The organism is Isoptericola sp. NPDC058082, assembly GCF_042885055.1.
GTDB lineage: Bacteria > Actinomycetota > Actinomycetes > Actinomycetales > Cellulomonadaceae > Isoptericola.
The window spans coordinates 537,161-564,010 of the sequence record NZ_JBHVSQ010000001.1; the positions used below are offsets into that span (position 1 = coordinate 537,161).

General features: G+C 76.0%; 23 protein-coding genes and 1 pseudogene. 11 read left to right on the forward strand and 13 right to left on the reverse strand.

Annotated features, from left to right (window positions below; translation table 11 throughout):
- Nucleotides 1–85: 85 nt before the first annotated feature.
- The 7 genes from ACFVS0_RS02530 to ACFVS0_RS02560 all read right to left on the reverse strand — a co-directional run bounded on the left by ACFVS0_RS02530 (nt 86) and on the right by ACFVS0_RS02560 (nt 8,229).
- Entirely contained in the window at nt 86–3,055 is a 2,970-nt protein-coding gene (locus tag ACFVS0_RS02530) for a DEAD/DEAH box helicase (protein ID WP_430587070.1), read from the reverse strand.
- Nucleotides 3,056–3,121: 66 nt separating this feature from the next.
- A complete protein-coding gene (locus ACFVS0_RS02535; RefSeq protein ID WP_430587071.1) occupies nt 3,122–4,105 on the reverse strand; it encodes a diacylglycerol/lipid kinase family protein in 984 nt (327 codons plus the stop codon).
- Nucleotides 4,106–4,154: 49 nt separating this feature from the next.
- A complete protein-coding gene (tatC, locus tag ACFVS0_RS02540; RefSeq protein ID WP_430552016.1) occupies nt 4,155–4,895 on the reverse strand; it encodes a twin-arginine translocase subunit TatC in 741 nt (246 codons plus the stop codon).
- Between the two features lie 36 nt (nt 4,896–4,931).
- Complete coding sequence (gene tatA / locus ACFVS0_RS02545) at nt 4,932–5,231, reverse strand: Sec-independent protein translocase subunit TatA (RefSeq protein ID WP_430587072.1); 300 nt, start codon at nt 5,229–5,231, stop codon at nt 4,932–4,934.
- 436 nt (nt 5,232–5,667) lie between these two features.
- A complete protein-coding gene (locus ACFVS0_RS02550; RefSeq protein WP_430587073.1) occupies nt 5,668–6,105 on the reverse strand; it encodes a hypothetical protein in 438 nt (145 codons plus the stop codon).
- Between the two features lie 5 nt (nt 6,106–6,110).
- On the reverse strand, nt 6,111–7,109 hold the full coding sequence (locus ACFVS0_RS02555) for a helix-turn-helix transcriptional regulator (protein WP_430562486.1): 999 nt from the start codon (nt 7,107–7,109) through the stop codon (nt 6,111–6,113).
- A complete protein-coding gene (locus ACFVS0_RS02560) occupies nt 7,102–8,229 on the reverse strand; it encodes a helix-turn-helix transcriptional regulator (RefSeq protein WP_430587074.1) in 1,128 nt (375 codons plus the stop codon). Before ACFVS0_RS02560 ends, ACFVS0_RS02555 begins: the two co-directional genes overlap by 8 nt.
- A 130-nt stretch (nt 8,230–8,359) precedes the next feature.
- Between ACFVS0_RS02560 and ACFVS0_RS02565 the strand changes: the two genes are divergently transcribed.
- The 8 genes and pseudogenes from ACFVS0_RS02565 to ACFVS0_RS02600 all read left to right on the forward strand — a co-directional run bounded on the left by ACFVS0_RS02565 (nt 8,360) and on the right by ACFVS0_RS02600 (nt 15,367).
- Nucleotides 8,360–9,559: a DUF3866 family protein gene (locus ACFVS0_RS02565; protein ID WP_430587135.1), complete on the forward strand. Its 1,200-nt coding sequence runs from the start codon at nt 8,360–8,362 to the stop codon at nt 9,557–9,559.
- A gap of 9 nt (nt 9,560–9,568) precedes the next feature.
- Nucleotides 9,569–10,306, forward strand: a complete 738-nt coding sequence (locus ACFVS0_RS02570; RefSeq protein ID WP_430562484.1) for a DUF4129 domain-containing protein — start codon at nt 9,569–9,571, stop codon at nt 10,304–10,306.
- Nucleotides 10,303–10,905 (forward strand): hypothetical protein, encoded by a 603-nt coding sequence (locus tag ACFVS0_RS02575; protein WP_430587075.1) that lies wholly within the window; start codon nt 10,303–10,305, stop codon nt 10,903–10,905. The genes ACFVS0_RS02570 and ACFVS0_RS02575 overlap by 4 nt, the downstream gene beginning before the upstream one ends.
- Complete coding sequence (locus ACFVS0_RS02580) at nt 10,902–11,939, forward strand: AAA family ATPase (protein ID WP_430587076.1); 1,038 nt, start codon at nt 10,902–10,904, stop codon at nt 11,937–11,939. Before ACFVS0_RS02575 ends, ACFVS0_RS02580 begins: the two co-directional genes overlap by 4 nt.
- Complete coding sequence (locus ACFVS0_RS02585; RefSeq protein ID WP_430587077.1) at nt 11,936–13,270, forward strand: DUF58 domain-containing protein; 1,335 nt, start codon at nt 11,936–11,938, stop codon at nt 13,268–13,270. The genes ACFVS0_RS02580 and ACFVS0_RS02585 overlap by 4 nt, the downstream gene beginning before the upstream one ends.
- Nucleotides 13,267–13,854: a hypothetical protein gene (locus ACFVS0_RS02590; RefSeq protein WP_430562481.1), complete on the forward strand. Its 588-nt coding sequence runs from the start codon at nt 13,267–13,269 to the stop codon at nt 13,852–13,854. Before ACFVS0_RS02585 ends, ACFVS0_RS02590 begins: the two co-directional genes overlap by 4 nt.
- 40 nt (nt 13,855–13,894) lie before the next feature.
- Nucleotides 13,895–14,467, forward strand: a pseudogene (locus ACFVS0_RS02595) (Dps family protein); the annotation flags it as partial.
- A 210-nt stretch (nt 14,468–14,677) separates the two neighbouring features.
- Nucleotides 14,678–15,367 carry a GNAT family N-acetyltransferase gene (locus ACFVS0_RS02600; RefSeq protein WP_430587078.1) on the forward strand — a complete coding sequence of 230 codons (690 nt, stop codon included), beginning with the start codon at nt 14,678–14,680 and terminating at the stop codon, nt 15,365–15,367.
- A gap of 71 nt (nt 15,368–15,438) precedes the next feature.
- Here ACFVS0_RS02600 and ACFVS0_RS02605 read toward each other — a convergent pair whose 3' ends face one another.
- Nucleotides 15,439–16,146, reverse strand: a complete 708-nt coding sequence (locus ACFVS0_RS02605; RefSeq protein ID WP_430587079.1) for a hypothetical protein — start codon at nt 16,144–16,146, stop codon at nt 15,439–15,441.
- Nucleotides 16,147–16,331: 185 nt separating this feature from the next.
- On the opposite strand from ACFVS0_RS02605, the gene ACFVS0_RS02610 reads away from it, so the two are divergent.
- Complete coding sequence (locus tag ACFVS0_RS02610; protein WP_430587136.1) at nt 16,332–16,940, forward strand: IMPACT family protein; 609 nt, start codon at nt 16,332–16,334, stop codon at nt 16,938–16,940.
- Between the two features lie 19 nt (nt 16,941–16,959).
- Here the strand turns inward: ACFVS0_RS02610 and ACFVS0_RS02615 are convergent, their stop codons facing one another.
- From ACFVS0_RS02615 to ACFVS0_RS02625, 3 genes are all read right to left on the reverse strand, one after another.
- Complete coding sequence (locus ACFVS0_RS02615; protein ID WP_430551933.1) at nt 16,960–18,396, reverse strand: UTP--glucose-1-phosphate uridylyltransferase; 1,437 nt, start codon at nt 18,394–18,396, stop codon at nt 16,960–16,962.
- Between the two features lie 87 nt (nt 18,397–18,483).
- The gene (locus ACFVS0_RS02620; protein ID WP_430587080.1) at nt 18,484–19,104 is read right to left on the reverse strand and encodes an L-threonylcarbamoyladenylate synthase; all 621 of its coding nucleotides are present in this window, start codon (nt 19,102–19,104) and stop codon (nt 18,484–18,486) included.
- A gap of 66 nt (nt 19,105–19,170) precedes the next feature.
- The gene (locus ACFVS0_RS02625; protein WP_430587081.1) at nt 19,171–20,181 is read right to left on the reverse strand and encodes a threonine/serine dehydratase; all 1,011 of its coding nucleotides are present in this window, start codon (nt 20,179–20,181) and stop codon (nt 19,171–19,173) included.
- A 94-nt stretch (nt 20,182–20,275) separates the two neighbouring features.
- On the opposite strand from ACFVS0_RS02625, the gene ACFVS0_RS02630 reads away from it, so the two are divergent.
- Together ACFVS0_RS02630 and ACFVS0_RS02635 are read left to right on the forward strand one after the other, a co-directional pair.
- Complete coding sequence (locus ACFVS0_RS02630) at nt 20,276–21,214, forward strand: LysR family transcriptional regulator (RefSeq protein WP_430587082.1); 939 nt, start codon at nt 20,276–20,278, stop codon at nt 21,212–21,214.
- Between the two features lie 9 nt (nt 21,215–21,223).
- Complete coding sequence (locus ACFVS0_RS02635; protein ID WP_430587083.1) at nt 21,224–22,726, forward strand: lipase maturation factor family protein; 1,503 nt, start codon at nt 21,224–21,226, stop codon at nt 22,724–22,726.
- A gap of 350 nt (nt 22,727–23,076) precedes the next feature.
- Here the strand turns inward: ACFVS0_RS02635 and ACFVS0_RS02640 are convergent, their stop codons facing one another.
- Both ACFVS0_RS02640 and ACFVS0_RS02645 read right to left on the reverse strand, forming a co-directional pair.
- The gene (locus ACFVS0_RS02640) at nt 23,077–24,948 is read right to left on the reverse strand and encodes an ABC transporter ATP-binding protein (protein WP_430551938.1); all 1,872 of its coding nucleotides are present in this window, start codon (nt 24,946–24,948) and stop codon (nt 23,077–23,079) included.
- The gene (locus tag ACFVS0_RS02645) at nt 24,945–26,723 is read right to left on the reverse strand and encodes an ABC transporter ATP-binding protein (protein ID WP_430587137.1); all 1,779 of its coding nucleotides are present in this window, start codon (nt 26,721–26,723) and stop codon (nt 24,945–24,947) included. The genes ACFVS0_RS02640 and ACFVS0_RS02645 overlap by 4 nt, the downstream gene beginning before the upstream one ends.
- Nucleotides 26,724–26,850: the final 127 nt, after the last annotated feature.

Here is a 26,850-nt window from a genome sequence, read left to right on the forward strand (position 1 = left end):
CGCCCACCACACCCCAAAACAGCACAAATGGCTCCCCCCCCCCCGCATGGGTCGCCATCGTTCCCCCCCCCCCCCCCCGCTGCCGTCACACGCTGGAGTAGGCGACGACGCCGCGCAGCACGGCGGTCTGCGCCTTGCGCGCCGTGGCCCGCAGCGCGGGACGCGGGGCGGCCTTCGCCAGCTGGTCCAGCACGTCGAGCACCTGCTTGCACCAGCGCACGAAGTCCCCCGCCGCCACGTCCGTGCCGCGCAGCACCGCGTCGAGGTTCTTCCCGGACGCCCACCGGTGCACCGGGGCGACCAGGCCCAGGTCCAGGGGGCCCGTCGCCTCCAGGCGGTGCGCCGCCTCGAGGTCGGTCACCTCGGACCAGGCCCGGGTGGTGGCGTCCAGCGCGAGGGCGAGCCGCCCGTGCGGCCCGCCCGGCACGAACGGCTCGGACGCCTCCTCGCGGCGCCCCGAGTACACGACCGTCGACACCGCGGCCGCCAGCCCGGGCGCGTCCAGCTCGTCCCAGATGCCGCGGCGCAGGCACTCCGCGAGGAGCAGGTCGTCCTCCGCGTACAGGCGGCCCAGCCACCGCCCGTCGTCCGTGACCGCCAGGGTCCCCCGCTCCCCGCCGTCGTGGTCCGGCGAGGAGGCATCCTCGCCGGTGCGGGCCAGGTAGCCCAGCCGCGTCAGCACGTCGCAGGTGCGGTCGAACGTGCGGGCGATCGACCCGGTGCGCCCCTCGACGCGGCGCACCAGCTGCTCGTGCTCGGCGCGCAGCCGCTCCCACCGCTCCGCCCAGCGGGCGTGGTCGTCGCGGTCCGGGCAGCCGTGGCACGGGTGGGCGCGCAGCGCCGCGCGCAGGCGCTGCAGCTCGGCGTCGGACGCCGCGTCACCGCGTCGTCCGGCCTGCCCACCGTCGCGCCGCCCGGGGTGCCGGCCGGAGCCGCCGTCGCCCGAGAACGCGCCGAGCGCGTTGCGCATGCTCGAGGCCAGGTCGCGCCGCTGGTCGGGGCGGCGCGGGTTGAACCCCTTCGGGATGCGCACCACGCCGACCACCTCCACGCCGCCCGGCGCGTCCGCGAGGGTGAGCTTCTTGACCTGCTTCTCCTGGGTGAGCACGGTGGGCCGCGGCCCGTCGAAGCCCCGGTCGTCGCGGCCCGCGTCCAGGATGACGACGTACCCGCGCCGCCGCCCGGACGGCACCTCGACCACGTCGCCCCGACGCAGCTTCTCGAACGACGCGACCGCGTCGGCGCGCCGGGCCCCCGACGCGGCGCGCGACAGCTCCTTCTCGCGGTCCTTGATGGCGCGCCGCAGCCCCATGTACTCGGCGAAGTCGCCCCGGTCGCACGCCATCGCCTCGGCGTACCCCTCCATGGCCTCCGCGTGCGCCTGCGCCTGCTTCGCCAGGCCGACCACGCCCCGGTCGGCCTGGAACTGCGCGAAGCTCGTCTCCAGCACGTCGCGCGCCCGCTCACGGCCCACCTGGCCCACCAGGTTGACCGCCATGTTGTACGTGGGCCGGAAGCTGGACCGCAGCGGGTACAGCCGCTTGGACGCGAGCCCCGCCAGCGCCACCGGGTCGAGGCCCGTGTGGTCGACGACGACGGCGTGCCCCTCGACGTCGATCCCGCGCCGCCCCGCCCGGCCGGTGAGCTGCGTGTACTCCCCCGGCGTCACCGGCTGGTGCGCGGTGCCGTCCCACTTCACCAGCTTCTCCAGCACCACCGACCGGGCGGGCATGTTGATGCCCAGCGCCAGCGTCTCGGTGGCGAACACGACCTTCACCAGGCCGCGGGAGAACAGCTCCTCCACGGTCTCCTTGAACACCGGCAGCATGCCCGCGTGGTGCGCGGCGATGCCGCGCGACAGGGACTCGGCCCACGACCAGTACCCGAGCACGTCGAGGTCCTCGGTCGGGATCGTGGCGGTGCGCTCCTCCACCACCCGCCGGATCCGCGCCTCCTCCTCCGCGTTCGTCAGCCGCAGGCCCGCGCGCAGGCACTGCTGCACCGCCCCGTCGCAGCCCGCGCGGGAGAAGATGAAGTAGATGGCGGGCAGCAGCGCGTCCGCGTCGAGGGAGTCCACGACGGCGAACCGCGGCGGCGTGCGACGGTGCGCCACGGGCCCGCCGGCGCCCGGCCGGTTCCCGCCCCGGCCCCGGTACCCGCGGTCGCCGCGCCCCCGGTGCCCGTGCCGGCCGTGGCCCGACTCCGCCCGCGCCGACACGCGGAACATCGCCTGCAGGTCCGGGTTGATCGGCGGGTTCGTGCCGGGATCGGTCGGGTCCACGTGCCCCGCGTACAGGTCCATGAGGCGCGGCACGCCGCGCGGCTCCGGCGCCGAGACGACCACGTGCTGCCACAGCGGCACGGGCCGGCGCTCGCTGACGACCACGGCCGTGTCGCCGCGCACGGTGGCGAGCCAGTCGCCGAACTCCTCCGCGTTCGACACCGTCGCTGACAGGGACACGAGCTGCACGTGGTCGGGCAGGTGGATGATGACCTCCTCCCACACCGGGCCGCGGAACCGGTCGGCGAGGTAGTGCACCTCGTCCATGACGACGTACGCCAGCCCGTCGAGGGCGGACGACCCCGCGTAGAGCATGTTGCGCAGCACCTCGGTGGTCATGACGACCACGGGCGCGCCCGCGTTGATGGACGTGTCCCCGGTGAGCAGTCCCACGTTCGCGGCGCCGTGCCGGGCGACGAGGTCGGTGTACTTCTGGTTGCTCAGCGCCTTGATCGGCGTCGTGTAGAACGCCTTGCCGCCGCGCGCGAGGGCGAGGTGGACGGCGAACTCCCCCACCACCGTCTTGCCGGCGCCGGTGGGTGCGGCGACCAGCACCCCGCGGCCCTCCTCGAGCGCGACGCACGCGTCCACCTGGAACGGGTCGAGCTCGAACCCGACCTCCTGGCGGAACAGCCGCAGCTCGCCCTCGGCGTCGGCCTTGTCGCGCGCGCTGCGCTCCCGCGACGCGGCGTACCGCTCCGCGGGGGTGAGGGTGCCGGTGCCGTCGGGCGTGCCGGCGCGCGAGCCGGAGCCGGGACGGGATCGAGGGGTCATGCCATCAGCCTAGGCGTCGCCGCCCCGGGGTCCGTGCGGCGCCCCGGGGCGATTCGTGGCGCGCCCTCAGCGTGGTTCGACCAGCACCTGCAGGGCGCGGGCCCGCACCTCGACGCGCAGCGGCAGCGCGCCGAGCCGCTCGCCGTCCGCGTGCGCGACCGGCAGGGGACGCTCGCCCGCGACCCAGGCCTCCGGCCCGGGCTCGATCGTCACCGCTCGCGCCCGCACGACGTGCACCTTGCGACGCCGCACGTGCCCGCCGGTGAACATGCTCGGGAAGACGGCGAGCGCGCCCGCCTTCGACAGGTCGGTGGCGACCAGCACGTCCAGCAGGCCGTTGTCGAGGGAGGCCGACGGGGCGACGCGGATGCCCCCGCCGATCTGCGGCCCGTTCGCCGCGGTGACCAGCGCGGCGCGGCCCGTCCACGTCGCCGTCCCCGCCGGTCCGGGCCGCAGGCGCAGCCCGGGGCCCTCGACGACGCCGTCGAACGTCAGCCGGTACGACCAGGGGCGGTAGCGCACGAGCTCGAGCGCGGCGGCCACGGTGTACCGGGCGCTGCCGCGCGGGTGGCGCAGCCGGTTCGCGCGGGCGTTCACGGCGGCGTCGAGGCCGGCCGAGACCGCGCCCGCCAGCCAGCGCGGGCCGCCGGCGAGGCCGGGGCCCGTCGCGAGCGCGGCGTCGACGGGGCGACGGCCCGCGGGGCCGGCGTCCAGCGCCCGGCACAGCGCGGCGCCCGCCGCCGCGGGGTCGCGCACGGGCAGCCCGAGGGTGGCGGCGAAGTCGTTGCCGGTGCCGACCGGCACGATCCCCAGCGGGACCCCGGTGCCGGCGACGGCCTGCGCCCCCAGGTGCACCATGCCGTCGCCGCCCACCACGACGAGCGCGTCCACGGGCAGGCCCGTCCCGTCGACGGCGGCACGGGCCCGTGCCAGCGCGGCGTCCGCGTCGGGACCGGACAGGTCGACGACGTCGTGCCCCGCCCGGCGCAGCCCGGCCAGCACGCCCTCCCCGGCGTACGCGGCACGCCCCTTGCCCGCGGTCGGGTTCACGACCACGCCCAGGCGACGCGCGCGCGTGCTCCCCCCGTGCGGGTCCGGCTCAGACAGTGGGGGCGACCCTGCGCTTGTCGACGCGCCGGTCGTGCAGCACGCAGATCCCGAGGGCCCCGAAGTACAGCACGCAGATCGGCAGGGCCACGAAGATCATCGTCAGCGCGTCGGGCGTCGGCGTCATCACGGCCGCGAACACGAACGCGACGAGCACCGCCCACCGCCAGCCCTTGGCGAGCGTCTCGTGCCGCAGCACCCCGGCCATGTTGAGGCCGACGAGGAACACCGGCGACACGAATGCGATGCCGAACGCCAGCACGAGGCGCATGACGAAGCTGAGGTACCCCTGCGCGTCGGTGAAGTTCACCGCCCCGTCGGGCACGAACCCGGCCAGGATGTCCACGGCGTGCGGGAGCACCCACCAGGCCAGCGCGGCGCCGCCGAGGAAGAGGGGCACCGCGGCGCCGAGGAACCCGTAGGCGTACCCCTTCTCCCGCCTCGTCAGCCCGGGGGTCACGAAGGCCCACAGCTGGTAGAGCCACCACGGGCACGTCACGATGACGCCGAGGAAGAGCGAGACCTTGATCTTCATGTCGAGCGCCGACGCCATGCCCGTGAAGTTGAGCGCGATCGTCTTGCCCTGCTCGAGCGCGGCGACCTCGAGGGGCGCCTGCAGCGCGGAGAGCAGCGGTTCGTACAGGACCCATCCGGCGACCGCACCCACGACGAGGCCGCACGCGGCGAGGAAGAGCCGCTTGCGCAGCTCCAGCAGGTGCTCGCGCAGGGGCATGCGCCCCTCGGGGTCCCGGGTGTCTCCGGGCACCGACTACGCCCGCGGCTGCTTCGGGTCGATGAGACCCGGGATCTGCTCCTGGCCGCCCGCGGAGGCGGGGGGCGCCTGCGTGGCGGAGGTGGCAGGACCGGAGGTCGACGGCGACGTCGTCGTCGAGTCGTCGGACGGCTCGTTCGAGTCGTTGAGCTTGCCGTCGTCCGTGAGGTCCTTGACCTCCTTCTTGAAGATCTTCAGCGACTGGCCGACGCTGCGCGCCAGGTCAGGGAGCCTGCGCGCCCCGAACAGCAGCAGGATCACGACCACCAGCACGATGATGTGCCAGGGCTTGAGCATGCCCATGAGAATGGCTCCTCGTTCTCGTCCGCCCGTGGGCGGGGTGTGTCGGGGTCAACCCTAGTGGGTCCCCGCGGCGGCGAAGGTGACGTTCGGGTGACGACACGTCCCCATCATCGCTCCGAACAACGTTCCGGTCGCAGTTCCGGTCGCAGTTCCGGTCAGAACGGGTAGCCCTGCAGGACGCCGCGGCCGCCACGTCGACGTCGGGCAGCACGCCGTCCCGACCGCCCGGTCGAGGTCGGCCGGGGACGCGTCCTCCACGGTGGCGAGCGTGGCCCCCGTCGCCGGCGACACGACGGGCCGCGTCCCGGCCAGGCGGGTCCAGCCACCGACGTACGCGGTGCCGTCCCAGGTCTGCGGTGCGAAGGACGTCATCGTGCCCTCCCGGTGTGCGTGCACGGTGACGCTCCACGTCACGTCACGCCACGTCACGTCACGCAACGTCGCTCGACGGGGTGCGGCGGTGATGCGGAGGCTGGCGCCTCCGCGCAGGGGTGCGGGACCTCAGGTCGGCGTGCGCCGCCTTGTCGGCGTTCCGCGCGGCCAGCCAGCTCTCGGACTCCCACCGGCGCCACGTCGCCGCCCGGCGCTCGCGGCGGGCCGCGGCCCGCTCGGCCTTGAGCCGGCGCCGCTCGGCGACGCGCTCGCGCAGCACGACGGGGTCGTCGAACAGGGTGGGCGACGTGTCGACGCGGTGCGCCTCGGCCTCGGCGACGGCGGCGGAGATGCGGTCCGTCGCGGACCCGAGCACCTCTCCCGCGCGGGACGCCTCACGCAGGGCGCGCATCCCCGCGCGCCACAGGTGACGGCCCAGGAAGAACGCGCCCACGAGGGTCGCGACGACGAGCCCCGCCCAGATCCAGCCCCACATGCGGGTCAGCCTACGGTCTCGTCGGCGGTCGTCGCCGCGTACGCGGCGAGGGCGGTCCGGGCGGAGTGCGCGACGTCGTGCGCCACGTCGGGCGGGTCGACGGCGACGACGTCGGGCGCGTTGGCGAGCAGCAGGCGCCGCAGCCACGCCGGGTTCGTGACCCGCAGCCGCACCTCGACGGTGCCGTCGGGCAGGTCGCGCACGGACTCGGCGGGCACCTCCTCCGCGACCCACCGCGCCGCGGACGCGAGCCGCAACGTCGCCGCGGGGGCGCCCCGGTGTGCGACGGACGCCCACACGTCGGCGCCCAGGTCGCCCGCCACGGCGACGTCACGCTCGGCGACCGGCTCGTCGAGCACCCGGGCGTCGAGGATGCGGTCCACCCGGAACGTGCGACGCCCGTCCACCCGCAGGCACCACCCCACCAGGTACATGGCGCCGTCCTGGGTGAGCAGGCGCAGCGGGTCGACGTCGCGCTCGGAGGTGACGTCGGCCGCGTTCACGTACCGCAGGTGCAGGCGACGGCCCTCGGCGAGCGCGGTCGTGACGGCCGCGACCACCCGCGGGTCGCCCTCGCCCTCGAGCTGCACGTCGACGGCGCCCGCGGCCTCGCCGGTCGCGGCGGTCAGCTTGTCCAGGGCGGAGGCGACGACGGCTGCCCGCCGCCGGTCCGCCTGCACCGCGGGCGACGCGTGCATCGCGCGCAGCGCGGCGACGAGCGCCACCGCCTCCCGCGTGCCGAGCCGCAGCGGCCGCGTCATGCCGCGCGCCTGCGTCAGGGTCACGACGCCGTCCTCCAGCGAGAACGCGTCGAAGTCGATGAGGTCGTCCGGCATGTACCCGGGGGTGCCGGACACCCACAGGGCGTCCACGTCCTCGCGCACCTGCCGCGGCGTCACCCCGAACCGGTCCGCGAGCTCCTCCACCCGCACCGGCCCCGCGCCGTCGAGGAACGCCACCAGACCCAGCAGCCGCACCAGCCTGTCGTCGGCCCGCTCAGCCATCCGTCGCCTCCCCTGCCGTGCCCGCATCCCCGGCGTCGAGCCCCGCGGCCGCCTCCAGGCGGCGCAGCACGTCCGCGCGCAGCTGGGGCGGCGCCAGCACCACCACCGCCGGCCCGTACCCCGCCACCTCGTCCGCGAACGCCGACAGGCTGCGGAACTCCACCTCCAGCAGGTCGCGCCCGTCGTGGCGGCCGGCACGACGCGCGTCCTGGCCGCCGTTCCCGTGGTTCCCGTGGCTCCCGTCGTCGCCGTCGGCCACGGGCACCGCGCGCGCCCGCAGCGCCTGCGCCCGCTCCGGCACCACCGCCAGCCGCGCCCGCTGCGGCACCCCGACCCGCTCGCCGAGCATGGCGTCCACGTCCACCGCGTCGGGCACGTCGAACGCGCCCGCCTGCGACCCCACGCGCACCTTGCCCGCGATCCGCGACAGCCGGAACACCCGCGCCGCGCCGCGCGCCCGGTCGAAGCCCACCAGGTACCAGCCGCTGCCCCGCGCTGCGATGCGCCACGGCTCCACGTGCCGCGTCAGCTCCTGCCCCGTGCTCGCCGCCCGGTACCGGAACGACACGTCCCGCCGCTCCGAGACCGCCTCCAGCAGCGGCACGTACGCGTCGCCCGCCGCCCGCACCCGCGGTGCCAGCCCGGCCACCGCGTCCCCCGCGACCTCCCCCGCGCCCGCCGCCCGCAGCTTCGTCATCGCGCGCGACATGTCCGTGCGCAGCGTCTTGTCCGACCACAGCTGCGCCGCCAGCGCCACCACGCCCAGCTCCGCCGGCGTCAGGTCCACCGCGCCCAGCGCGTACGCGTCGTTGTCGATGCGGTACCCGACCTCGTCGCTGTGCCCGCCCCCGTCCACCGTGACGATCGGGATGCCCAGCGCCCGCAACGTGTCCTTGTCCCGCTCGAACATCCGCTCGAACGCCTCCGTCGACGGCGCGTCGCCGTACCCCGCCACCCCCGCGCGCACCTGCTGCTTCGTCATGGACGCGCTCGTGTTCACGAGCGCGATGACGAGGTTGAGCAGGCGCTCGGCCGGCGGGGTGCCCCGCGACGACGGCGCAGGGTCGGACGGCGCGGCGACGGGCGGGCCGGAGGCCGGGTCCACGGGGTTCGCAGGCATCGGCACCAACCTAGTCGCCGGTAGCCTCTCGTGGGTGACGACAGTGCCGAACCAACCCCAGCCCCGCACGCCCCGCGACGCCCGCGACGACGCGCCCACCGGGCACGTCACCTCGCACGTGACCTCGCACGTGACATGGCGCACCGGCACCGTCACCGCCCGCGGCGCCGCCTGGACCGGCGCCCGCGAGGTCACCCTCCGCCTCGACACCCCCCTGCCGTCGCGCGACCTCACCACCGCACCCTGGGAGGTCCGCGGCCTCGCCTACACCGCCCTCGTCGGCGACCCGGACGTCGGCGACCGCCTCCTCCTCAACGTCTCCGCCCTCGCCCGCGGCCTCGGCACCGGCGGGTACGCCCTCGTCGTCGGCCCCGCCGGAGACGCCACCGCCCTGCCCGCCGACCCCCACGCCGGACCCGGCCACCTCGTCAAGGCCCGCTACACCCCCCTGCAGGCCATGGTCCTCGGCGTCGACGAGCAGGAGTCCACCCACCACGACACGCTCCGCGACGCCGACGACCTCACCGGCCTGCCCGTCGTCGTCGCCGACCTGCACTCCGCCCTGCCCGCCGTCGTCGCCGGCGCCCGCCACGCCGCAGACCTCGCCGGACGACCCCACCCCCGCGTCGCCTACGTGATGACCGACGGCGGCGCCCTGCCCGCCGCCTTCTCCCGCACCGTCGCCACCCTCCGCGACACCGGATGGCTCGACACCACCGTCACCGTCGGACAGGCCTTCGGCGGCGACCTCGAGGCCGTCACCGTGCACACCGGCCTCCTCGCCGCCCGCCACGTCGCGGGCGCCGACCTCGTCGTCCTCACCCAGGGCCCCGGCAACCTCGGCACCGGCACCCGGTGGGGCTTCTCCGGCGTCGCCGCCGGAGAAGCCGTCAACGCCGCCGCCACCCTCGGCGGACGCCCCGTCGCCTCCCTGCGCGTCTCCGGCGCCGACCCCCGCGACCGCCACCGCGGCGTCTCCCACCACAGCCTCACCGCCTACGGCCGCGTGGCGCTCGCGGCCGCCGACGTCCCCGTCCCGGCCCCCACCGCCGACCTCGAGGCCCTGCCCACCTGGGGCGCCGAGCTCACCCGCCAGATCCACGACCAGGCCGTCACCCTCGCCGACGCCCCCGCCCACCACCGCGTCCTCGACGTCGCCGCCGACACCGCCCTCCTCCACGCCCTGCGCGGCTCCCCCGCCCGCCTGTCCACCATGGGACGATCCCTCGACGGCGACCCCTCCGCGTTCGTCGCCGCCGCCGTCGCCGGCGTGCACGCCGAGCACCTCAGCCACGAGCACCGCACCCACGAGGACGCCACCACCCGATAGCGTCGGCGCATGGCCCCACCGACGCGGACCCGGCACGCAGCACGCCGCGCCCTCGCGCCCCTCGCCGGGGCCGCCCTCGCCCTCCTCGTCGTGCTCGGCGCCGCCACCGCCACCCCCTGGCGCTTCCGCCTCCCCGACGTCGCCCTCCCCGGGCCCGAGGCCTCCGACCCCGTCCAGCCCCAGATGCCCGGCGACATCGTCCCCGGGGACCAGCCCCCGCCCTCCTACGACGTCATCACCTGGATCGTCGTCGCCCTCTCCGTCGCCGGAGCCGTCCTCGTCGCCGCCCTCCTGTGGCTCCTCGCCCGCCGCGTCGTCCGCGCCCTCGCCACCCCCGAGGACGACGACGGCGACGGCCTCACCCCCGGCCACGCCACCACCGCCACCGTGACCGACCTCCCCCTGCCCGAGCTCCAGGACGCCGTCGCCACCGCGCTCGCCCGCATCGACGACGCCGCCACCCCGCACGACGCCGTCGTCGCCGCCTGGGTCGCCCTCGAGGACGCCGCCGCCGAGCACGGCACCCGTCGCGACCCCGCCCAGACGCCGACCGAGTTCACCGCCCGCCTCCTCACCGCGCGCCGCGACGACGGCCACGCCGTCCCCGCCTCCGACGTGGACACCCTCCGCCGCCTCTACCAGCACGCCCGCTTCACCGACCGCCCCGTGCACCCCGACGACGTCCACGCCGCCCGCACCGCCCTGTCCCGCATCGCCCGCGCCCTCGACCCTGCCCCGCACCCATGACCCGCACCCGACCACCGCGCCCCGCACCCCTGCGCGCCCTGCTCACCGTCGCCCTCCCGGCGCTCGCGGCCTGCGCGGCACTCACCCTGACCGGAGTGCTCGACCCGCTGCACGCCGCTCTGCTCGTCGTCGTGGTCACGACGGCGGTCGTGCTGTGGCGGCGCCTCGACGACGGGGACGAGGCCCCGTGGCCGGACGTCGTCCACGACCGTCGCGAGGGTGCGCGCAACGACGTCAGCGAGCTGGGCTGGGCCACGTTCACCCGCAGCGGCGCCGTGGGCGACCGCGTGCTGCGCCGGGTCCGGGACCTCGCGGCGGCACGGCTCGCCGAGCGGGGCGTCGACCTCGCCGCGCCCGGCGGCCCGGAGGCGGCCGCGCACCTCCTCGGAACGGACGTCGTCGACGGGCTCGTCTCCCGCCGCCCCGTGAGCCGGGTCGAGGTGCACCGCTGGCTCGACGCGATCGACGCGATCGACACGATCGACGCGATCGACACGGTGCCGACGAGCGTGCCGATCCCGGTGCCGACGACACGACCGGCCGCGGCGCCGGCACCTCCCACGCCCCCCGACCGACCTGCAGGAAGGCCCCCGAGATGACCGTCGACCCGCCCGTCGACCCGCCCGCCGACCCGCCCGCCGACCTCGGGTCGAGCAGCCCGGAGCACCCCCTCCCCGTCACGGAGGTCGCGGCCCTGGGCCGACGCGTCCTCGACGAGGTCGGCACGGCCGTCGTCGGCATGCGCGACACCCTCGAGCTCGCCCTGGCCACCGTGCTCGCGGGCGGCCACGTGCTCTTCGAGGACGTGCCCGGGCTCGGCAAGACGCTCGCCGCCCGCTCGCTGGCCACCGCCCTCGGCCTCGACTTCGCGCGCCTCCAGTGCACCCCGGACCTGCTGCCCAGCGACATCACCGGCTCGTCGGTGTTCGACCCGGCGAGCCGCGAGTTCGTCTTCCGCCCCGGCCCGGTGTTCACGGGGCTCTTCCTCGCCGACGAGATCAACCGCACCCCGCCGAAGACGCAGTCCGCGCTGCTCGAGGCGATGGCGGAGCGGCAGGTCTCGGTGGACGGCGTCAGCCGGCCGCTGCCGCGCCCGTTCCACGTCATGGCCACCTCCAACCCCGTGGAGTACGAGGGCACCTACCCGCTCCCGGAGGCACAGCTCGACCGGTTCATGGTCCGGCTCGAGGTGGGCTACCCGGACCGGGCCCAGGAGCGGGACGTGCTGCTGCGCCGCGTCGCGCGGCGCCAGGAGGCGGCCCCCGTGCGCCCCGTCGTCGACGCCGCCGCCGTCCTCGCCATGCAGGCCGGCGTCGAGACGACCGAGGTAGACCCGGACGTCGCCGGCTACTGCGTCGACCTCGCGGCCGCCACGCGCACCCACGGGGCGCTCGAGGTGGGTGCCTCGCCCCGCGGCTCGCAGAACCTCCTGCTGCTGGCCCGCGCGGTCGCCGTCCTCGACGGCCGCGACTTCGTGCTGCCGGAGGACGTCAAGCGGGTGGCGGTCCCGGTGCTCGCGCACCGCCTCACCCTCACGCCGACGGCATGGGCGTCGGCGGTCCGGGCCCAGGACGTCGTGTCCGAGCTCCTCGCCTCCGTGCCCGGGCCCGCCACGGTGGGCCGGCGGGGATGACCGGCGGCACGCCCCGCACGATGTGGCGGCGCAGCCCGCAGGCCGCGGCCGGCCTCGGCGCCGGGGTGCTCGTGCTCGGCCTGGGCCTGCTCGCCGGCCGGGCCGACGTCGCCCTGCTCGGCGTCGCCCCGCTCCTCGGCGCGCTGTGGGCCGGCCGTCCCGGGGCGTGGCGCGCCGGCGCGCCGCGGCGGGGCACCGGCGTCGCGATCGACCCGACCTCGGTCGCCGCCGCGCCCGGTGAGCTCACCGCCGCCCTGCGCCTCGACCCGGCACCCGGGACGGAGCTGCTGCACGCCCGCGTCTCCGCGCCCGGGCACCGCACGGCCGGGGTCGTGGTGGCGGCCGGCCCGCGCGACCTGCCCCTCACGCTGAGCACCGTGCGCACCGGCCCGCAGCGCACCTTCCACGTCGACGCGCGCGGGTACGGCGCCGGCGGCACGACGACCGAGGACCCCGTCGCCGTCACCGCGCCCGACCGGCTCGTGCTCCCCACCGCGATGCCGCTCGGACGCGTGCCCGTGCCCCGGCGCCTGCGGGGGCTCACGGGCCCGCACACGTCCCGGCGGCTCGGGGACGGCGACGAGCTGCGCGACGTGCACGCCTTCGCACCCGGCGACCGTCTGCGCCGCATCGACTGGCACACCACCGCCCGGCGGTCCCCCGACCTCGCGACGCTGTACGTCCGGCGCACCTACGCCACGGCCGAGGCGACCGCCGTGCTCGTCGTGGACTCGCGCGACGACGTCGGCCCCGACCTGCGGACCTGGCGCGGCACCGGGCCGCAGCGCGTCGACGAGCCGACGTCCCTCGACCTCGCCCGGCACGCCGCCGCGTCCGTGGCCGCGTCGCTCGTCGCCGCCGGCGACCGGGTCGGCGTGGACGACCTCGGCCGCCGCCGGCGACCGCTCGTCCCCGCCGCGGGCCGCCGACACCTGCGCCGCGTGCTGCACGCGCTCGCGCTGAGCAGCCCGGTCGGCGTCCCCGCGCGTCGGCTGCGTGCGCCGCAGGTCCCCGCGGACGCCGTCGTGTACCTGTTCAGCACGGTGCTCGACGACGAGCCGCTCGCGCTCGTGCGGGCGTGGCGCGCCGTCGGGCACCCCGTCGTGCTCGTCGACACGCTGCCCGAGGTGCGCGGGGCGCGCGAGGAGCACATGCGCCTCGCCTGGCGCGTCACCCGGGCCGAGCGGGACGACCGGCTGCGGCGCATGGCGGCCGAGGGGGTGCCCGTCGTGCGCTGGGCCGGCGACGCGCGTCAGGAGGCCGCCCTCCGGTTCGAGGCCCTCGTCCGTGCCGACGAACGGCACCGGCGCCCGGCGGTGGGAGCACGATGAGGCGCACCCTGCCCGCCCGGGTCCGTGCCTGGTGGCGGTCGCGGTACGAGACGGGGCGCCCGCTGCCCGTCGTCCGCGTCCAGGTCGGGCGCAGCCTGCCCGGCCTGGTGCTCCGCACCGCGTTCGTCGTCGCCGTGGGCGCGCTCGTGGTGGCGGCCGGGGTCCGGACGGACCTGATCACCGAGCTGGTCCTCGTGCTCGCCGGTGTCGTCGCCGTCTGGGCCGCGGTCCGCCCGGGGCCGGCCCCGGCGCACGTCGCCCTCGTGACGGCGGCCCTCGAGCTGCTCGGGTCGAACGCCGCGCCGTTCGACCCGGCGGTGCTGTGGCTCGCCCCGCTCGGCTACGTCGTGACGCGGCTCGGGTGGTGGGCGTCGCACGTGGCCGCGACGGATCGCGTCGAGCTCGCGGCGCTGCGCCACGGCCTGGCGCGGGACGGTGTCGTCGTCGCGGTCGCCCTCGCCGTCGGGTGCGCCGCCTGGGCGCTCTCGGGTCGCCAGGTGTCCTGGCTCGTGGCCCTCGGGGTCGTGGCCCTGGCCGCGCTCGCGTGGATCGTCGTCCGGCGCGACGATGGCGAGGCGCGCTGACCCCACGGCCGCGCCGACCCGACGAGGACGGAGACCTCCGATGGCTGACCGCAACACCCCCCGCTACACGGTGCCCTCGCTCACGCCCCAGCAGGGAGCGAAGGTGGCGACCATCCTGCAGGAACGGCTCAACTCCCTGACCGACCTGCACCTGACCCTCAAGCACGTGCACTGGAACGTCGTGGGCCCGCACTTCATCGCGGTGCACGAGATGCTCGACCCCCAGGTCGACGCCGTGCGCGCCATGACCGACGCCGTCGCGGAGCGCATCGCGACGCTCGGCTCCTCGCCCGTCGGGACCCCCGGCGCGCTCGTCGCCGCGCGCACCTGGGACGACTACGCGCTCCGCCGTGCCTCCGCGATCGAGCACCTGGGCGCCCTCGACGAGGTCTACGAGGGCGTGATCACCGCGCACCGCAAGGCCGCGAAGGACACCGAGTCCCTGGACGACGTGACGAACGACCTCCTCATCGGCCATCTGCACGAGCTCGAGCTCTTCCACTGGTTCGTCCGAGCCCACCTCGAGAGCGCCGGCGGCGAGCTCTCGACCGCGGGTGCCAGCACGGAGACGGGCGCCGCGCAGAAGGCGGCAGCCGGCGCCCGGTCGGCGTCGACCCGCAGCGCGAGCGCGAAGGCCGCCCCGAAGACGACGTCGAAGACTGCGTCGAAGGCGCCCGCGAAGACGGCCGCGGCCAGGACGTCGTCCGCCAGGACCACGGCCGCACGGAAGAAGAAGTAGGCACGGCACCCGGCCGTCGTGCCCGTGCCCGCAGGGGGTGTCGTCCGCTCCGGCGGACGGCACCCCCTGCGGCATGATGACCCCGTGATCCGCCCCTACCGCGACACCGACCGGGCCGCCGTCGCAGAGGTCTGCGTCCGCACCGCCGCCGCCGGCTCCGACGCCCGTGGCCTCTACTCCGACGACCGCCTCATGCCCGAGGTGTTCGCGCTCCCGTACCTGGAGTACGCACCGGAGCTCGCGTTCGTCGTCGTGCGCGCCGACGAGGAGCCGGCGCGCGACGCCGCCCTCGCGGACCCCGCGGACGACGTCCTGCGCGTCGACGAGGGCCGCCTCAGCGGGTACGTCATCGGCGTCGCCGACACCCGCGACTTCGTGGCGTGGTGGGAGCGGGCCTGGGGCCCCGGGTTCGCCGCGCGCCACCCGGAGGCCGGCGCCCCGCCGTCGGGGCGCGAGCCCGGGTTCTCGGAGGCGGCCCTGCTCGACGCCGGGAAGGATCCCGGCCGCATGGTGCGCGGCATCACCGCCGGCGAGCTCGACCGGTACCCCGCGCACCTGCACATCGACCTGCTGCCCGAGAGCCAGGGCCGCGGGCTCGGTCGCGCGCTCATGGACACCCTGCGCGCGGCGCTCGCCGCGCGCAGGGTCCCCGGCGTGCACCTCGGCATGGACCCGGGCAACACGCGCGCCCGCGCGTTCTACGACCGGTACGGCTTCCAGGAGCTGCCGTCGCACTCCCCCGGCGCGCCCCTGCTGGGCATCGACACCGCCTGATCGACCCGCCCTTCCTTGCCCTGGGTGAGGCTATCGCAGGAGCACCCCCGGGTCTCAAGGCGCTTGGCACACTATTTTTGCTCGGAATCGGGCAGCTCGGCGGATGGCGCCACCTCCCTGCCGAGGTCCGGCACGCCCGCGTCCACCCAGGCCCGCCGCACCTGCTCGAACCGGGTGGGCAGCGGCGCCCGCACTGCTCCGTAGCGTGCGTTCGTCCGGTGGGCGAAGCGCCGCCACGACAGCACCAGCCCCTGCCGCGTGATCGGCAGCCCGCTCGCCACCGTCGTGCCGTGGTCGTGCGTGTGGTGCACGGTGAGCAGCAGCGCGCGGGGCACCGAGCCCTCCAGCTCGGCGGCGAGCTCGGTGCGCACCACCATCCAGTGCCGCAGCAGCAGCACGACCTCGGGCGGCAGGCGGTGCTCCCGCAGGGTCCGGTGCTTGCCGTGCCGCAGCAGCACCCTCCCCTCCCCCGGGTCCCGCGTGCCCCCGACGCGGCCCCGGCGCGCGGCGGCGTCCGGCTCCGGCCCCAGGTCGAGGTCCTCCGCCCGCACGCGCAGCAGGTCGCCGTAGCGCGCCCCGGTCGCCCGCGTCAGCCCGGCGATCACGGCCAGGCGCACCACCTCCGGCTTCCCGCCGGGGCGCAGCGCCTCCACGGACAGCTCGCGCCACACCCACTCCGCCTCGTCCAGCGTGACCGTCGGTCGCGGGTACCGGGTGGCGGGCGGCGCGGCGGGTCCGTCGGTTCCGGCGGCGGGGTTCTCCCCCGTGCTCTGCGTCATGGGGCCCATCCTGGCGCTTGGCACACTTTTTCTTCGGAGGTGGTCCGGCGTGTCTCCCCCCGTCGTAGCCTCGTGCGGTGAGCCGACGCGACAGCCCCGCCCCCGCGACGCTCCATGGTGGGCCACAGGGTGGGCCCCGGGGCGGGCTCCCGGGCACGCTCGCCGCCCCCGTCGACCACGAGCTCGTGGTGAAGAAGTCGCGGTTCCTGGCCCACGTGTCCCCGGCCGGGACGGTCGAGGAGGCCGACGCCGTCGTCGCCCGGCTGCGCAAGGAGCACTGGGACGCCCGGCACCACTGCGTGGCGCTCGTCGTCGGCACGCACGCCGACCAGCAGCGCTCCTCCGACGACGGCGAACCCTCCGGCACCGCCGGCGTGCCCATGCTGGAGGTGCTGCGCCGCCGCGAGCTGACCGACGTGGTGGCGGTCGTGACGCGGTACTTCGGCGGCGTCCTCCTCGGCGCCGGCGGCCTGGTGCGCGCCTACTCCGGCGCCGTCGCCGAGGCCCTGGACGTCGCCGCGGCCGACGGGCTGCTGCGCCGGCGCGAGGTGCTCACGGAGGTCACCGTCGACGTGCCGCACGCCGACGCCGGCCGCGTCGACCACCTGCTGCGCGACTGGGCGCAGGTCCACGACGCCGTGCTCGAGGAGCCGACGTACGCCGCCGTGGCCCGGCTCGCCCTGCTCGTGCCGCCGGCCGCGCTCCCCCGCCTGCGCGAGGACCTCGCCGCCGCCTCCGCCGGCGCCCTCACGCCGGTCCCGGGCGCCGACCGCGTCGTCGACCTCCCCGCCTGACTCACGACGCCGGGGGCGGTCAGGGGGTGACGCCGTCCGCGGTGACGGTCGCGCCGTCGGGCACGGTGGCGGGCTCGCCCGCGTCGGCCAGGGCGGCGTCGCCCTCGGCCCGCACACGGGCGCCGAAGGTCCAGTCCCCCTCGACCGTGAGCGACGACGCCGTCCGCAGCGACGGCGCGCCCTGGGCGAACCGCGCGTCGAAGCCCGCGATCTGCTTGTAGGTCTTCGAGAGCTTCACCAGCGGGACGTCGACCTGGGCGACCAGGCGGTAGTCGTCCGTGAGCTCGTAGACGTCCGAGCGCATGAGCAGCAGGTCGCTCGTCGTCTTCACCGGCAGGAAGCGCTCGCGCCCCACCTCGATCGCCGTCGCGCCCTCGAAGACCGCGACGGCCGCGCCCATCGCGGACTCGATCTGGACGACGGCGGGCGACGACGGGTCCGTCGGGTCCACGGTCTTCTCGTTCCGGATCAGCGGCAGCTCCAGCACGCCGCCGGTGCGGTCCAGCTCGGCCGCGAGCGCCTCCAGGTCGAACCAGAGGTTGTTGGTGTGGAAGTAGCGGTGCACGGTCGGGTCGAGCGAGACGTCGACGTCGTCCGGGTGGGTCTGCGCCGTCTCGCGCTGCACGATGCGGCCGTCGCTCCTGCGCACCACGAGCTGGCCGCCCTTGACGTCGGCGGGCGACTTGAGGCACATCTCCGCGGCGTACGGGGCCCCGGACGCCGCGAACCAGGCGGCGATCGCGCCGTCGGGGGCGGCGCCGAGGTTGTCGGAGTTGGAGACGCTGGCGTAGCGGAAGCCCGCGTCCAGGAGCGCCCGCACGACGCCGGACGCGTGCAGCGCCGGGTACAGGTCGCCGTGCCCGGGCGGGCACCACTCGAGCGTCGGGTCGGCGGGCCACTCGACGGGTTCGAGGGTGTCGGCGCGCAGCTTGGGCTCGCGGTTCTGGAGGAAGTCCAGCGGCAACCCGTCGACGGCCAGGTCGTCGTACGGCGCCAGCGCGGCGAGCGTGTCGTCGCGGGTGCGGAACGAGTTCATCAGCACCAGCGGCAGGCGGGCGCCCGTCGCCTCCCGGGCGGCGCGCACCTGCCGGACGATGACGTCGAGGAACGTGAGCGCACCGTCCCGCCCGCCGGTGCCGTCGGCGTCCTCCGCGGGCGCGTCGTCCCGCACGGTGAGCAGCGACTTCGCCCTGTCCATGCCCATCGAGGTGCCGAGCCCGCCGTTGAGCTTGATGATCGCGGTCCGCGCGAGGGCGGCCTGGGCGTCGTCGCCCGAGACCTCGAGGTCGGCGTGCCGCGGCAGGTCGGTCAGCGGCTCGACGTCGGCCTCGCGCACGAGCCCGCTCTCCCCCGACTCCAGCAGGTGGTAGAAGCGGGTGAAGGTCTCGATCGCGGCGGGGGCGACGCCCTCCGCCTGCATCTTGGATCGGGCCAGGGCAAGTCCGCGGTCGCTCATGGGCGCCACCCTAGCCGCGTGCGGGAGGGCCCGCGGAGGGCGTCCGGCGGGTCGGGCCGCCGGGTCGAGACCGTCGGGTCGAACCGCCTACTCGAAGCGGGACGGGTCGCCGGCGCCGACGCGGACGACCTCGGGGTACCCCTCGGACCAGTCGACGACGGTCGTGGGCTCGGCCAGCACCTCGCCGGCGTCGACGACGGCGTCGATCACGTGGTCGAGCTCCTCCTTGACCTGCCAGCCGTCGGTGAGGGGCTGGTCGGCACCCGGGAGGATGAGGGTGGACGACAGCAGCGGCTCCTCCAGCTCGCGCAGCAGCGCCTGCACCACCCGGGAGTCGGGGATGCGCACGCCGATGGTCTTCTTCTTGGGGTGCGCGAGCCGCCGCGGGACCTCCGGCGTGGCCGGGAGGATGAAGGTGTAGGGCCCCGGGGTGGCCGCCTTGATGGCGCGGAAGGCGCTGTTGTCGAGGCGCACGAGCTGGCCGAGCTGGGCGAAGTCCGCGCACACGAGGGTGAAGTGGTGGCCGGCGTCCAGGTGCCGGATCTGGCGGATCCGCTCCGTGCCGTCGTGCTGGCCGACGCGGCAGCCGAGCGCGTACCCGGAGTCGGTCGGGTAGGCGATGAGCCCCCCGTCGTTCAGCAGCGCGACGACCTGCCCGATCGCCCGGGGCTGCGGGTCGACGGGGTGGACGTCGAAGTAGCGGGCCATGCCCGGCAGCGTATCCCCGCCCCGTGCCGCGCCACCCGACGAACGCCCCGCGGCGCGGCGGGCGGATCAGGCCGCGAGGGCGCGGCGGAGCTCCGCCTCGCTCGCGTTGCCCCCGGAGCAGACGACGCCCACGCGGCGGCCGGCGAACGCGGCGGGGTGCGTGAGGACGGCCGCGAGGGCCGCGGCGCCGGCGCCTTCGGCGACGGTGCGCGCGCCGGTGAGGTAGAGCCGCTGGGCGGCGGCGATCGCGTCGTCGTCGACGAGCAGGAAGTCTGCCAGCCGCTCGCGCAGCACGGCCTGGGTGAGCGCGAAGCCGCACCCGACGGCGAGCCCCTCGGCGCGCGTCGCGTTGGCGGCGGTCCGCAGCTCGCCCGCGCGCCAGGAGTCGTGGGCGGCCGGGGACGCCGCGGCCTGCACGGCCACCACCCGCAGCCCGGGGGCGAGCGCGGCCGCGACGAGACAGGCGGCCGCGGCGCCGGACCCCCCGCCCACCGGGACGACGAGCACCTCGAGGTCGGGCGCCTGCTCCAGGAGCTCGAGCGTCGCGGTGGCCACGCCGGCGACGAGGACCGCCTCGTTCGCCGCGCCCACGAGGCGCGCCCCGCTGTCGCCGGCCACCTCGCCGGCGCGGGCCCGGGCGTCGTCGAACGTCGCCCCGTGCAGCACGACGTCGGCGCCGAGATCGCGCACGGCCTGCTCCTTGAGCGGGTTCGGGCCCTCGGGCATGACGATCGTGCACCCGGTGCCGGTGCGGCGGGCGGCGTGGGCGAGCGCCTGGGCGTGGTTGCCGGTCGAGTAGGCGACGATGCCTCGCCGGCGCGCCTCGTCGTCGAACCCGAGCAGGAGGTTCAGCGCCCCACGCACCTTGAACGCGCCCGTGTGCTGCAGGTTCTCGTGCTTGACGACGAGGCTCGCGCCGGTGGCGCCCGCCGCCGCGGCGGCGCGGTCCAGCTCCGGGTGCGACAGCGCGGGCGTGCGGACCACGAGCCCCTCGATCCGCCGGGCGGCGGCCAGCACGTCGCGCATCGTCGGAGGCGCGGGCACCTCGGGAGCGGGCTGCGGGGTCGTCGTCGTCATCACAGCAGGATCGCCGCCCGCCGACCGATAGGTCCAATGCCTGTTCCGACTGCTCGCCATCGATACGGCCGATGATTGGCCGTAGGCTGGCGGCGTGTCCGTCGAGCCCGCTCCCCCGCCCCACCTGGACCTCACGCGCCTGCGCGTCCTGGCCGCCGTCGCGCGCACCGGGTCGGTGACGGCGGCGGCGCGCGAGCTGCACTACGCCCAGCCGTCGGTGAGCCACCACCTGGCCCGCCTCGAGGCCGAGGCGGGGATCGCCCTGCTGCAGCGCGCGGGCCGCGGCGTCCGCCTCACCGAGGCGGGCCGCCTGCTCGCCGCCCGCGCGGAGGAGATCCTCGGCCGCGTCGAGGGCGCCCGGCGCGAGCTCGACGCCCTGGTCGGCCTCCGCGCCGGCCGCGCCCGCCTCGCCGCGTTCCCCTCCGCCCTCGCCACCCTGGTGCCCGCCGCCGTCGCGGGCCTGCGGGCCGCGCACCCCGGGCTCGGCGTCGGGCTGGTCGAGGCCGAGCCGCCCGAGGCCGTCGCGGCGCTCCAGGCCGGCGACGTCGACGTGGCCCTCGTCTTCCGGCACACCGACGCCCCGCACGCCCGCCCCGCCATGGACCTCTCGCGCTTCGAGGTCACGGAGGTGCACTCCGAGCCGATCACCCTGATCCGCCGGGCGGCGGACGGGACCAGCGGCTCCCAGGACGGCCCGCCGCCGCTGGCCGACCTGCGTGACGCGGCCTGGATCGCGGGGTGCGAGCGGTGCCGCGCCGACCTGGTCGCACGCTGCGCCACCGCAGGCTTCGACCCGCGCATCGCGTTCGAGACGGACGACTACGTGGCCGTGCAGGCGCTCGTCGCGTCCGGCGCCGGGGTGAGCCTGCTGCCGTCACTCTGCCTGCGCGCGCATCGCAACCCCGACGTCGTGGCGCAGCCGCTGCCCGGCGCCACCCGCGAGGTGCTCGCGCTCACCGTCGGCGCGCCGACCCCGGCGGCGCGCGCTCTCGTGCAGCGCCTGGTCGAGGCGGGCGACGCCGCCCGCGACTAGCGTGGAGGCGTGCCCGGGCAGCTGGCGTGGCAGCCGGACCAGCTCAGCGGCTGGTGGGCCACCGCCGACTACGACGTCGCCCGCGAGGTGCTGCAGCGCGGCGTCGGCGCGCTGCTGTGCCTGGCCTTCCTCCAGGCCCTGGGGCAGTTCCGCCCCCTCCTCGGCGACCGCGGGCTGCTGCCCGTGCGACGGTTTACGGCGCGGGTGAGGTTCCGCGACGCGCCGTCGCTGTTCCACCTGCACTACTCCGACCGGCTGCTGGTCGCGGTGGGCGTGCTCGGGACCGCGGGGGGCGCCGCCGTGGCGGTGGGCCTGCCGCAGACCGGGCCGTGGTGGGTCACGACCGTCGTCCTCCTGGCGCTGTGGGCGGGCTATCTCTCCATCGTGTCCGTGGGCCAGCGGTTCTACGCGTTCGGCTGGGAGACGCTGCTGTGCGAGCTGGCGTTCCTGGCCGCCTGGTTCGGCTCCCCCGCCGTGCCCGTGCCGTTCCTGCTCGTGCTCGCAGCCCGCTGGCTGCTGTTCCGGCTGGAGCTGGGCGCGGGGCTCATCAAGTGGCGCGGCGACCCGGCGTGGCGCAACCTCACCGCCCTCGACGTCCACCACGAGACTCAGCCGATGCCCGGCCCGTTCAGCTGGCACGCCCACCACCTGCCGCGCTGGTGGCACCGTACGGAGGTGGTCGGCAACCACGTCACGCAGCTGCTCGTGCCGTGGCTGCTGTGGCTGCCGCAGCCGCTGCCGAGCGTCGCGGGCGGCGTCGTCGTCCTGACCCAGGGCTGGCTGGTGCTGACCGGCAACTTCGCCTGGCTGAACTGGGCGGCGATCGTGCTCGGCGCGGCCATGGTGTCCGACGGCGTGTGGCGCGCCCTGCTGGGCGCCCTGCCCGGTGACCTCGGGGGCGTCACCCCGGCGGCCGCCGGCACGCCCGGCGTGCCGCTCGGCTACCTCGTGACCGTGTCGCTCGTCGTCGCGCTCCTCGTGGTGCTCTCAGTACGGCCGGCGCTCAACCTCGTGTCGCGGCACCAGAAGATGAACGCGAGCTTCGAGCCGCTGCGCCTCGTCAACGCGTACGGCGCGTTCGGCAGCGTGACGCGCAGGCGCGACGAGGTGATCGTCGAGGGCACGCTCGCCGCCATTCCCGGGCCCGACGACTGGCGCGAGTACGGGTTCCGCGGCAAGCCCGGCGACGTCCACCGCCGCCCGCCGCAGGTCGCGCCGTACCACCTGCGGCTGGACTGGGTGCTGTGGTTCGTGCCGCTCGGCGCGCCCGTGCCGTGGCTCCCGGTGCTGTGCCGGCGCCTGCTCGAGGCGGACCCGGCGACGCTCCGCCTCCTGCGCGACGACCCGTTCGACGGCGCCCGGCCGCGGTGGGTGCGGATGCGCCTGTTCCGCTACCGGTACACGACGCCGGACGAACGGCGCCGGACGGGCGACTGGTGGGTGCGGGACGAGCTCGAGACGATCGTCGACCCGGTGAACCTCGCCCTCCTGTCGCGCCCCGGGCGGTCGTGAATCCCAGGCCGCCGCGCACACGCGCGGCATCCTCCCTCTCCGGCGACGACGGCTGAGCTCCCCTGCGCTCCCTGGTCCCGCCGAGCTACCTCGGCACGTTCGGAACTACCTCGGCACGTTCGGAACTACCTCGGCACGTTCGGAACTACCTCGGCACGTTCGGAACTACCTCGGCCGAAGGACGCTCGCACACGGCCGTGAGCCGACAGCGGACGGGGGCGCCGAGAGGTTCTTTCGCGGGGACGTATCCCTCCCGAAGTGGAGGGCGCCCCGGCGCCCGTGAACGCGTCCCCGCGAAGAACCTCTCGGCCGGCTCGTCCCCCCACCAAGGTCTCGGGCCGGACCCGGGACTACACGAGCGAGTCCTGCCAGGCCGCGTTGAGCTTGGCGTAGTGCCCGTCCCCCGCCGCCAGCTCGTCCGGCGTGCCGTCCTCGATCACGCGGCCGTGCTCCATGACGAGCACCCGGTCGGCGATCGCGACGGTCGACAGCCGGTGGGCGATGATGATCGCCGTGCGGTCGGCCAGCAGCGTCTGCAGACCGTGCTGCACCAGCCGTTCGCCGGGGATGTCGAGCGACGACGTCGCCTCGTCGAGCACCAGCACCGCCGGGTCGGCGAGGAACGCCCGCGCGAACGACAGCAGCTGCCGCTGCCCCGCCGAGACACGGCCGCCGCGCTTGTTGACGTCGGTGTCGTACCCGTCGGGCATGTCCATGATGAACTCGTGCGCCCCGACCGCCCGTGCGGCGGCCTCGATGTCCGCCTGCGGGGCCCCGGGCCGCCCGAGCGCGATGTTCTCGCGCACGGACCCGCTGAACAGGTACGCCTCCTGCGTCACCATGACCACGGCGCGCCGCAGGTCCGTCGTCGACAGGTCGCGCACGTCGACGCCGTCGAGCAGCACCCGCCCCTCGCTCGCGTCGTAGAACCGGGTCACGAGCTTGGCGAGCGTGGACTTGCCCGCGCCCGTCGTGCCGACCAGCGCGACCGTCTGCCCCGCGGGGAGCGTGAGGTCGAGGTCGGGCAGCACGACGGGGCCGTCCCCGTACCGGAAGGTGACGTGGTCCAGCCGCAGGGCGCCCCGCGCGTGCGGCAGCGCCACGGGACGGCGCGGCTCGACGACGGTCGGCTCCTCCGCCAGCAGACCGGACACCTTCTCGAGCGCCGCCGTGGCGGACTGGAACGAGTTGTAGAAGTTGCCGAGCTGCTGGATCGGCTGGAAGAACCGCTTCACGTACAGCAGGGCCGCCACCAGCACGCCGACGTCCAGCCCACCGGAGTAGACCCGCCAGCCGCCGATCGCGAGCGCGACCGCGACGGCCACGTTCCCGATGAGCACGAGCCCCGGCTGGTAGCGGCCGTTGAGCCCCATGGTGTTGAGGTTCGCGTCGCGGTACTGCTCGCTGAGCCGGCCGTACTCCGCCTCGGTGGTCGACTCCCGGCGGAACGCGTGCACGGCCCGCATGCCGGTCATCGTCTCGACGAACTTCACGATGAGCCGCGCGGACGTGGTGCGCTGCTCGCGGTAGAACACCTGCGAGTGCTTCTGGAACCACCGCGTGAGCAGCCAGGCCGGCACGAGCGCCACCGCGAGCACGAGGCCCGAGCGCCAGTCGAGCAGGAACAGGCTCAGCCCGGTGAAGACCATGAGCATGAGCGACGAGACGACACCCGTCAGCCCGCCGTCGAGCAGCTCGCGCAGCGCCTCGAGGTCGGACGTCTGACGGCTGATGATGCGGCCCGACGTGTACGACTCGTGGAACTCCAGGCTCAGCAGCTGCGTGTGCCGGAAGACGCGGCGGCGCAGGTCCAGGAGCACGCCCTGGGCGATGCGCGCGGCCTGGCGGACGTAGGCGCCGGCGCACAGGCCGCCCACGACCGCGGCGACCAGGTAGGCCGCGCCGACCAGCACGAGGGTGCCGGCGTCGCCGTCCCTGAGGTCGGGCACGGCGGAGTCGATGGCGAGGGACACGAGCCAGGGGCCGGCCACCTGGCCGAGGGTCGAGACCACGACGAGGAGGCCGGCGAGGGCGAGGGCGCCGCGACGCGGCCGGAGCAGCTCGCCCAGCAGCCGCAGCGACCGGGACCTGACGTCGCGGGATGCCTGGGCGTCGAGCTGGGTGGCGTCGTCCGCCGTCGCGTCGGTGGGCCGGCGGTGGTCGTCCGGGTCCGGCCCGGACGTCGCGGGCCGGGACGGTTCCGGAGTGCTGGGGCGGCTCACCGCTGGACCTCCTCGTTCTGGGCCTGCTCGGGTTCCTCCTGGTCGGAGTGCTCGGCGCACTCCTCCCAGTCCTGCTCCAGGCTGGAGATGACGTGCCGGTAGTGCGCGTCGGTGGCGAGCAGGTCGCGGTGGGTGCCCACGGCCGTGATCCGGCCGTCCTGGAGCACGGCGACCCGGTCGGCGAGCGCCACCGTGGACGGCCGGTGCGCGATGACGAGGCTCGTCGTGCCGTGCAGGACGTCGCGCAGGCGCGTGGTGACGGCCTCCTCGGTGGCGACGTCGAGCGCGGACAGCGGGTCGTCGAGCACGAGCACGGCGGGTCGTGCCGCGATGGCACGGGCGAGCGCGAGGCGCTGCCGCTGCCCGCCGGACAGGGACAGGCCCTCCTCCCCGATCCGGGTCTCGACGCCCCGCGGCAGGTCGGCGACGAAGCCCGCCTGCGCCACCTCGAGCGCCTCGTGCAGGCGCCGCTCACGCTCCTCCTCCGGCACGGCGTCGGGGCCGGCCTCGGGGACGCCGAGCAGCACGTTGTCGCGGACCGACGCGGAGAACAGCGTGGGGTCCTCGAACGCGACCGCGACCGCACGACGCACGTCGTGCCGCCGCATGCGCCGCACGTCGACGCCGTCGAGCAGCACCTGGCCGGCGGTGACGTCGACGATGCGCGGCACCACCATCGCGAGGGTGGACTTGCCCGAGCCCGTGAGGCCGACGAGCGCCGTCGTGGTGCCGACGGGGAGCTCGAGGTCGACGTGCTCGAGGACCGGGCGCGACGCGTCCTCGTACCGGAACGAGACGTCGCGGAGCTCGACGTGGCCGCGCGCCGGACCGACCTCCACCGGGTCGGCGGGGTCGGCCAACGGGTTCGGGGTCTCCATGACCTCGAAGAAGCGGTCGACGGCCGTGCGGGCGTTGAGCGTCATCGACAGGGTCATGCCGAGGTCGACCACGGGGCCGTTGATCACGGCGGTCGTCAGGAAGAAGGCCACGAGGCTGCCGACGGTGATCTGCCCCTGGGCGGCGAGCACCGTGCCGAGCACGAGGCAGACGGCCAGCGTGACCTCGGGGATGAGCTGCAGCGACGTGGTGACGGTGGCCTGGTTGCCCGCCTTGCGGATCTCCGTGCGGCGCAGCTCCTCCGCCTGGTCGGTGAACGAGTCGAGGGCGTCGCGCCCGCGGCCGAACGCCTTGAGCACACGGATGCCGTGCACGGACTCCTCGACGGTGGTGGCGAGGTCGCCCGACTGGTCCTGGGACAGGCGCGCGATGACGCGGTACCGCCTCGAGAAGCGGAACGCGATGACCGTCACCGGGATCGCGCCCGCGAGGTAGACGAGGCCGAGCCAGCCGGCGGTGGCCAGCAGGATGCCCACCCCGACGACGATCGTCACGATGCTGACGACGAGCTGCAGGAGGCCGAAGACCAGCCAGCGTCGCAGCAGGCCGAGGTCGCCCATGATCCGGCTCAGCAGCTGGCCGCCGGGCCACCGGTCGTGGAACGCGACGGGCAGGTCCTGCAGGTGGCGGAACAGCGCCATCCGCAGCTCGGCCTCGACCCGCGTGCCGGGGTACATCACGAGGTTGCGGCGCAGCAGGACGAGCCCGGCCTCCGCGACGCCCAGGACGAGCACGAGGAGGACGGGCACCACGAGGGCCCCGAGGTCGTGGGCGGCGGCACCCTCGGCGAGCGGGCCCTCGACCAGGGTCTGCAGCACGCGCGGGATCGCCAGCGCGGCGAGGCTCGCACCGATCGCGGAGAAGAGCCCGCCGACCATGCGCGGCACCGCCGGCCGGACGTACGGGTAGAGCCGGCGCACCGACGCGAACGTGGAGAGCTCGGAGCCCGCGGGGGCGACGGCGGGCCCGGCGGCGGCGGCGGCCGTGCGGCCGGGCGGCCCCGCG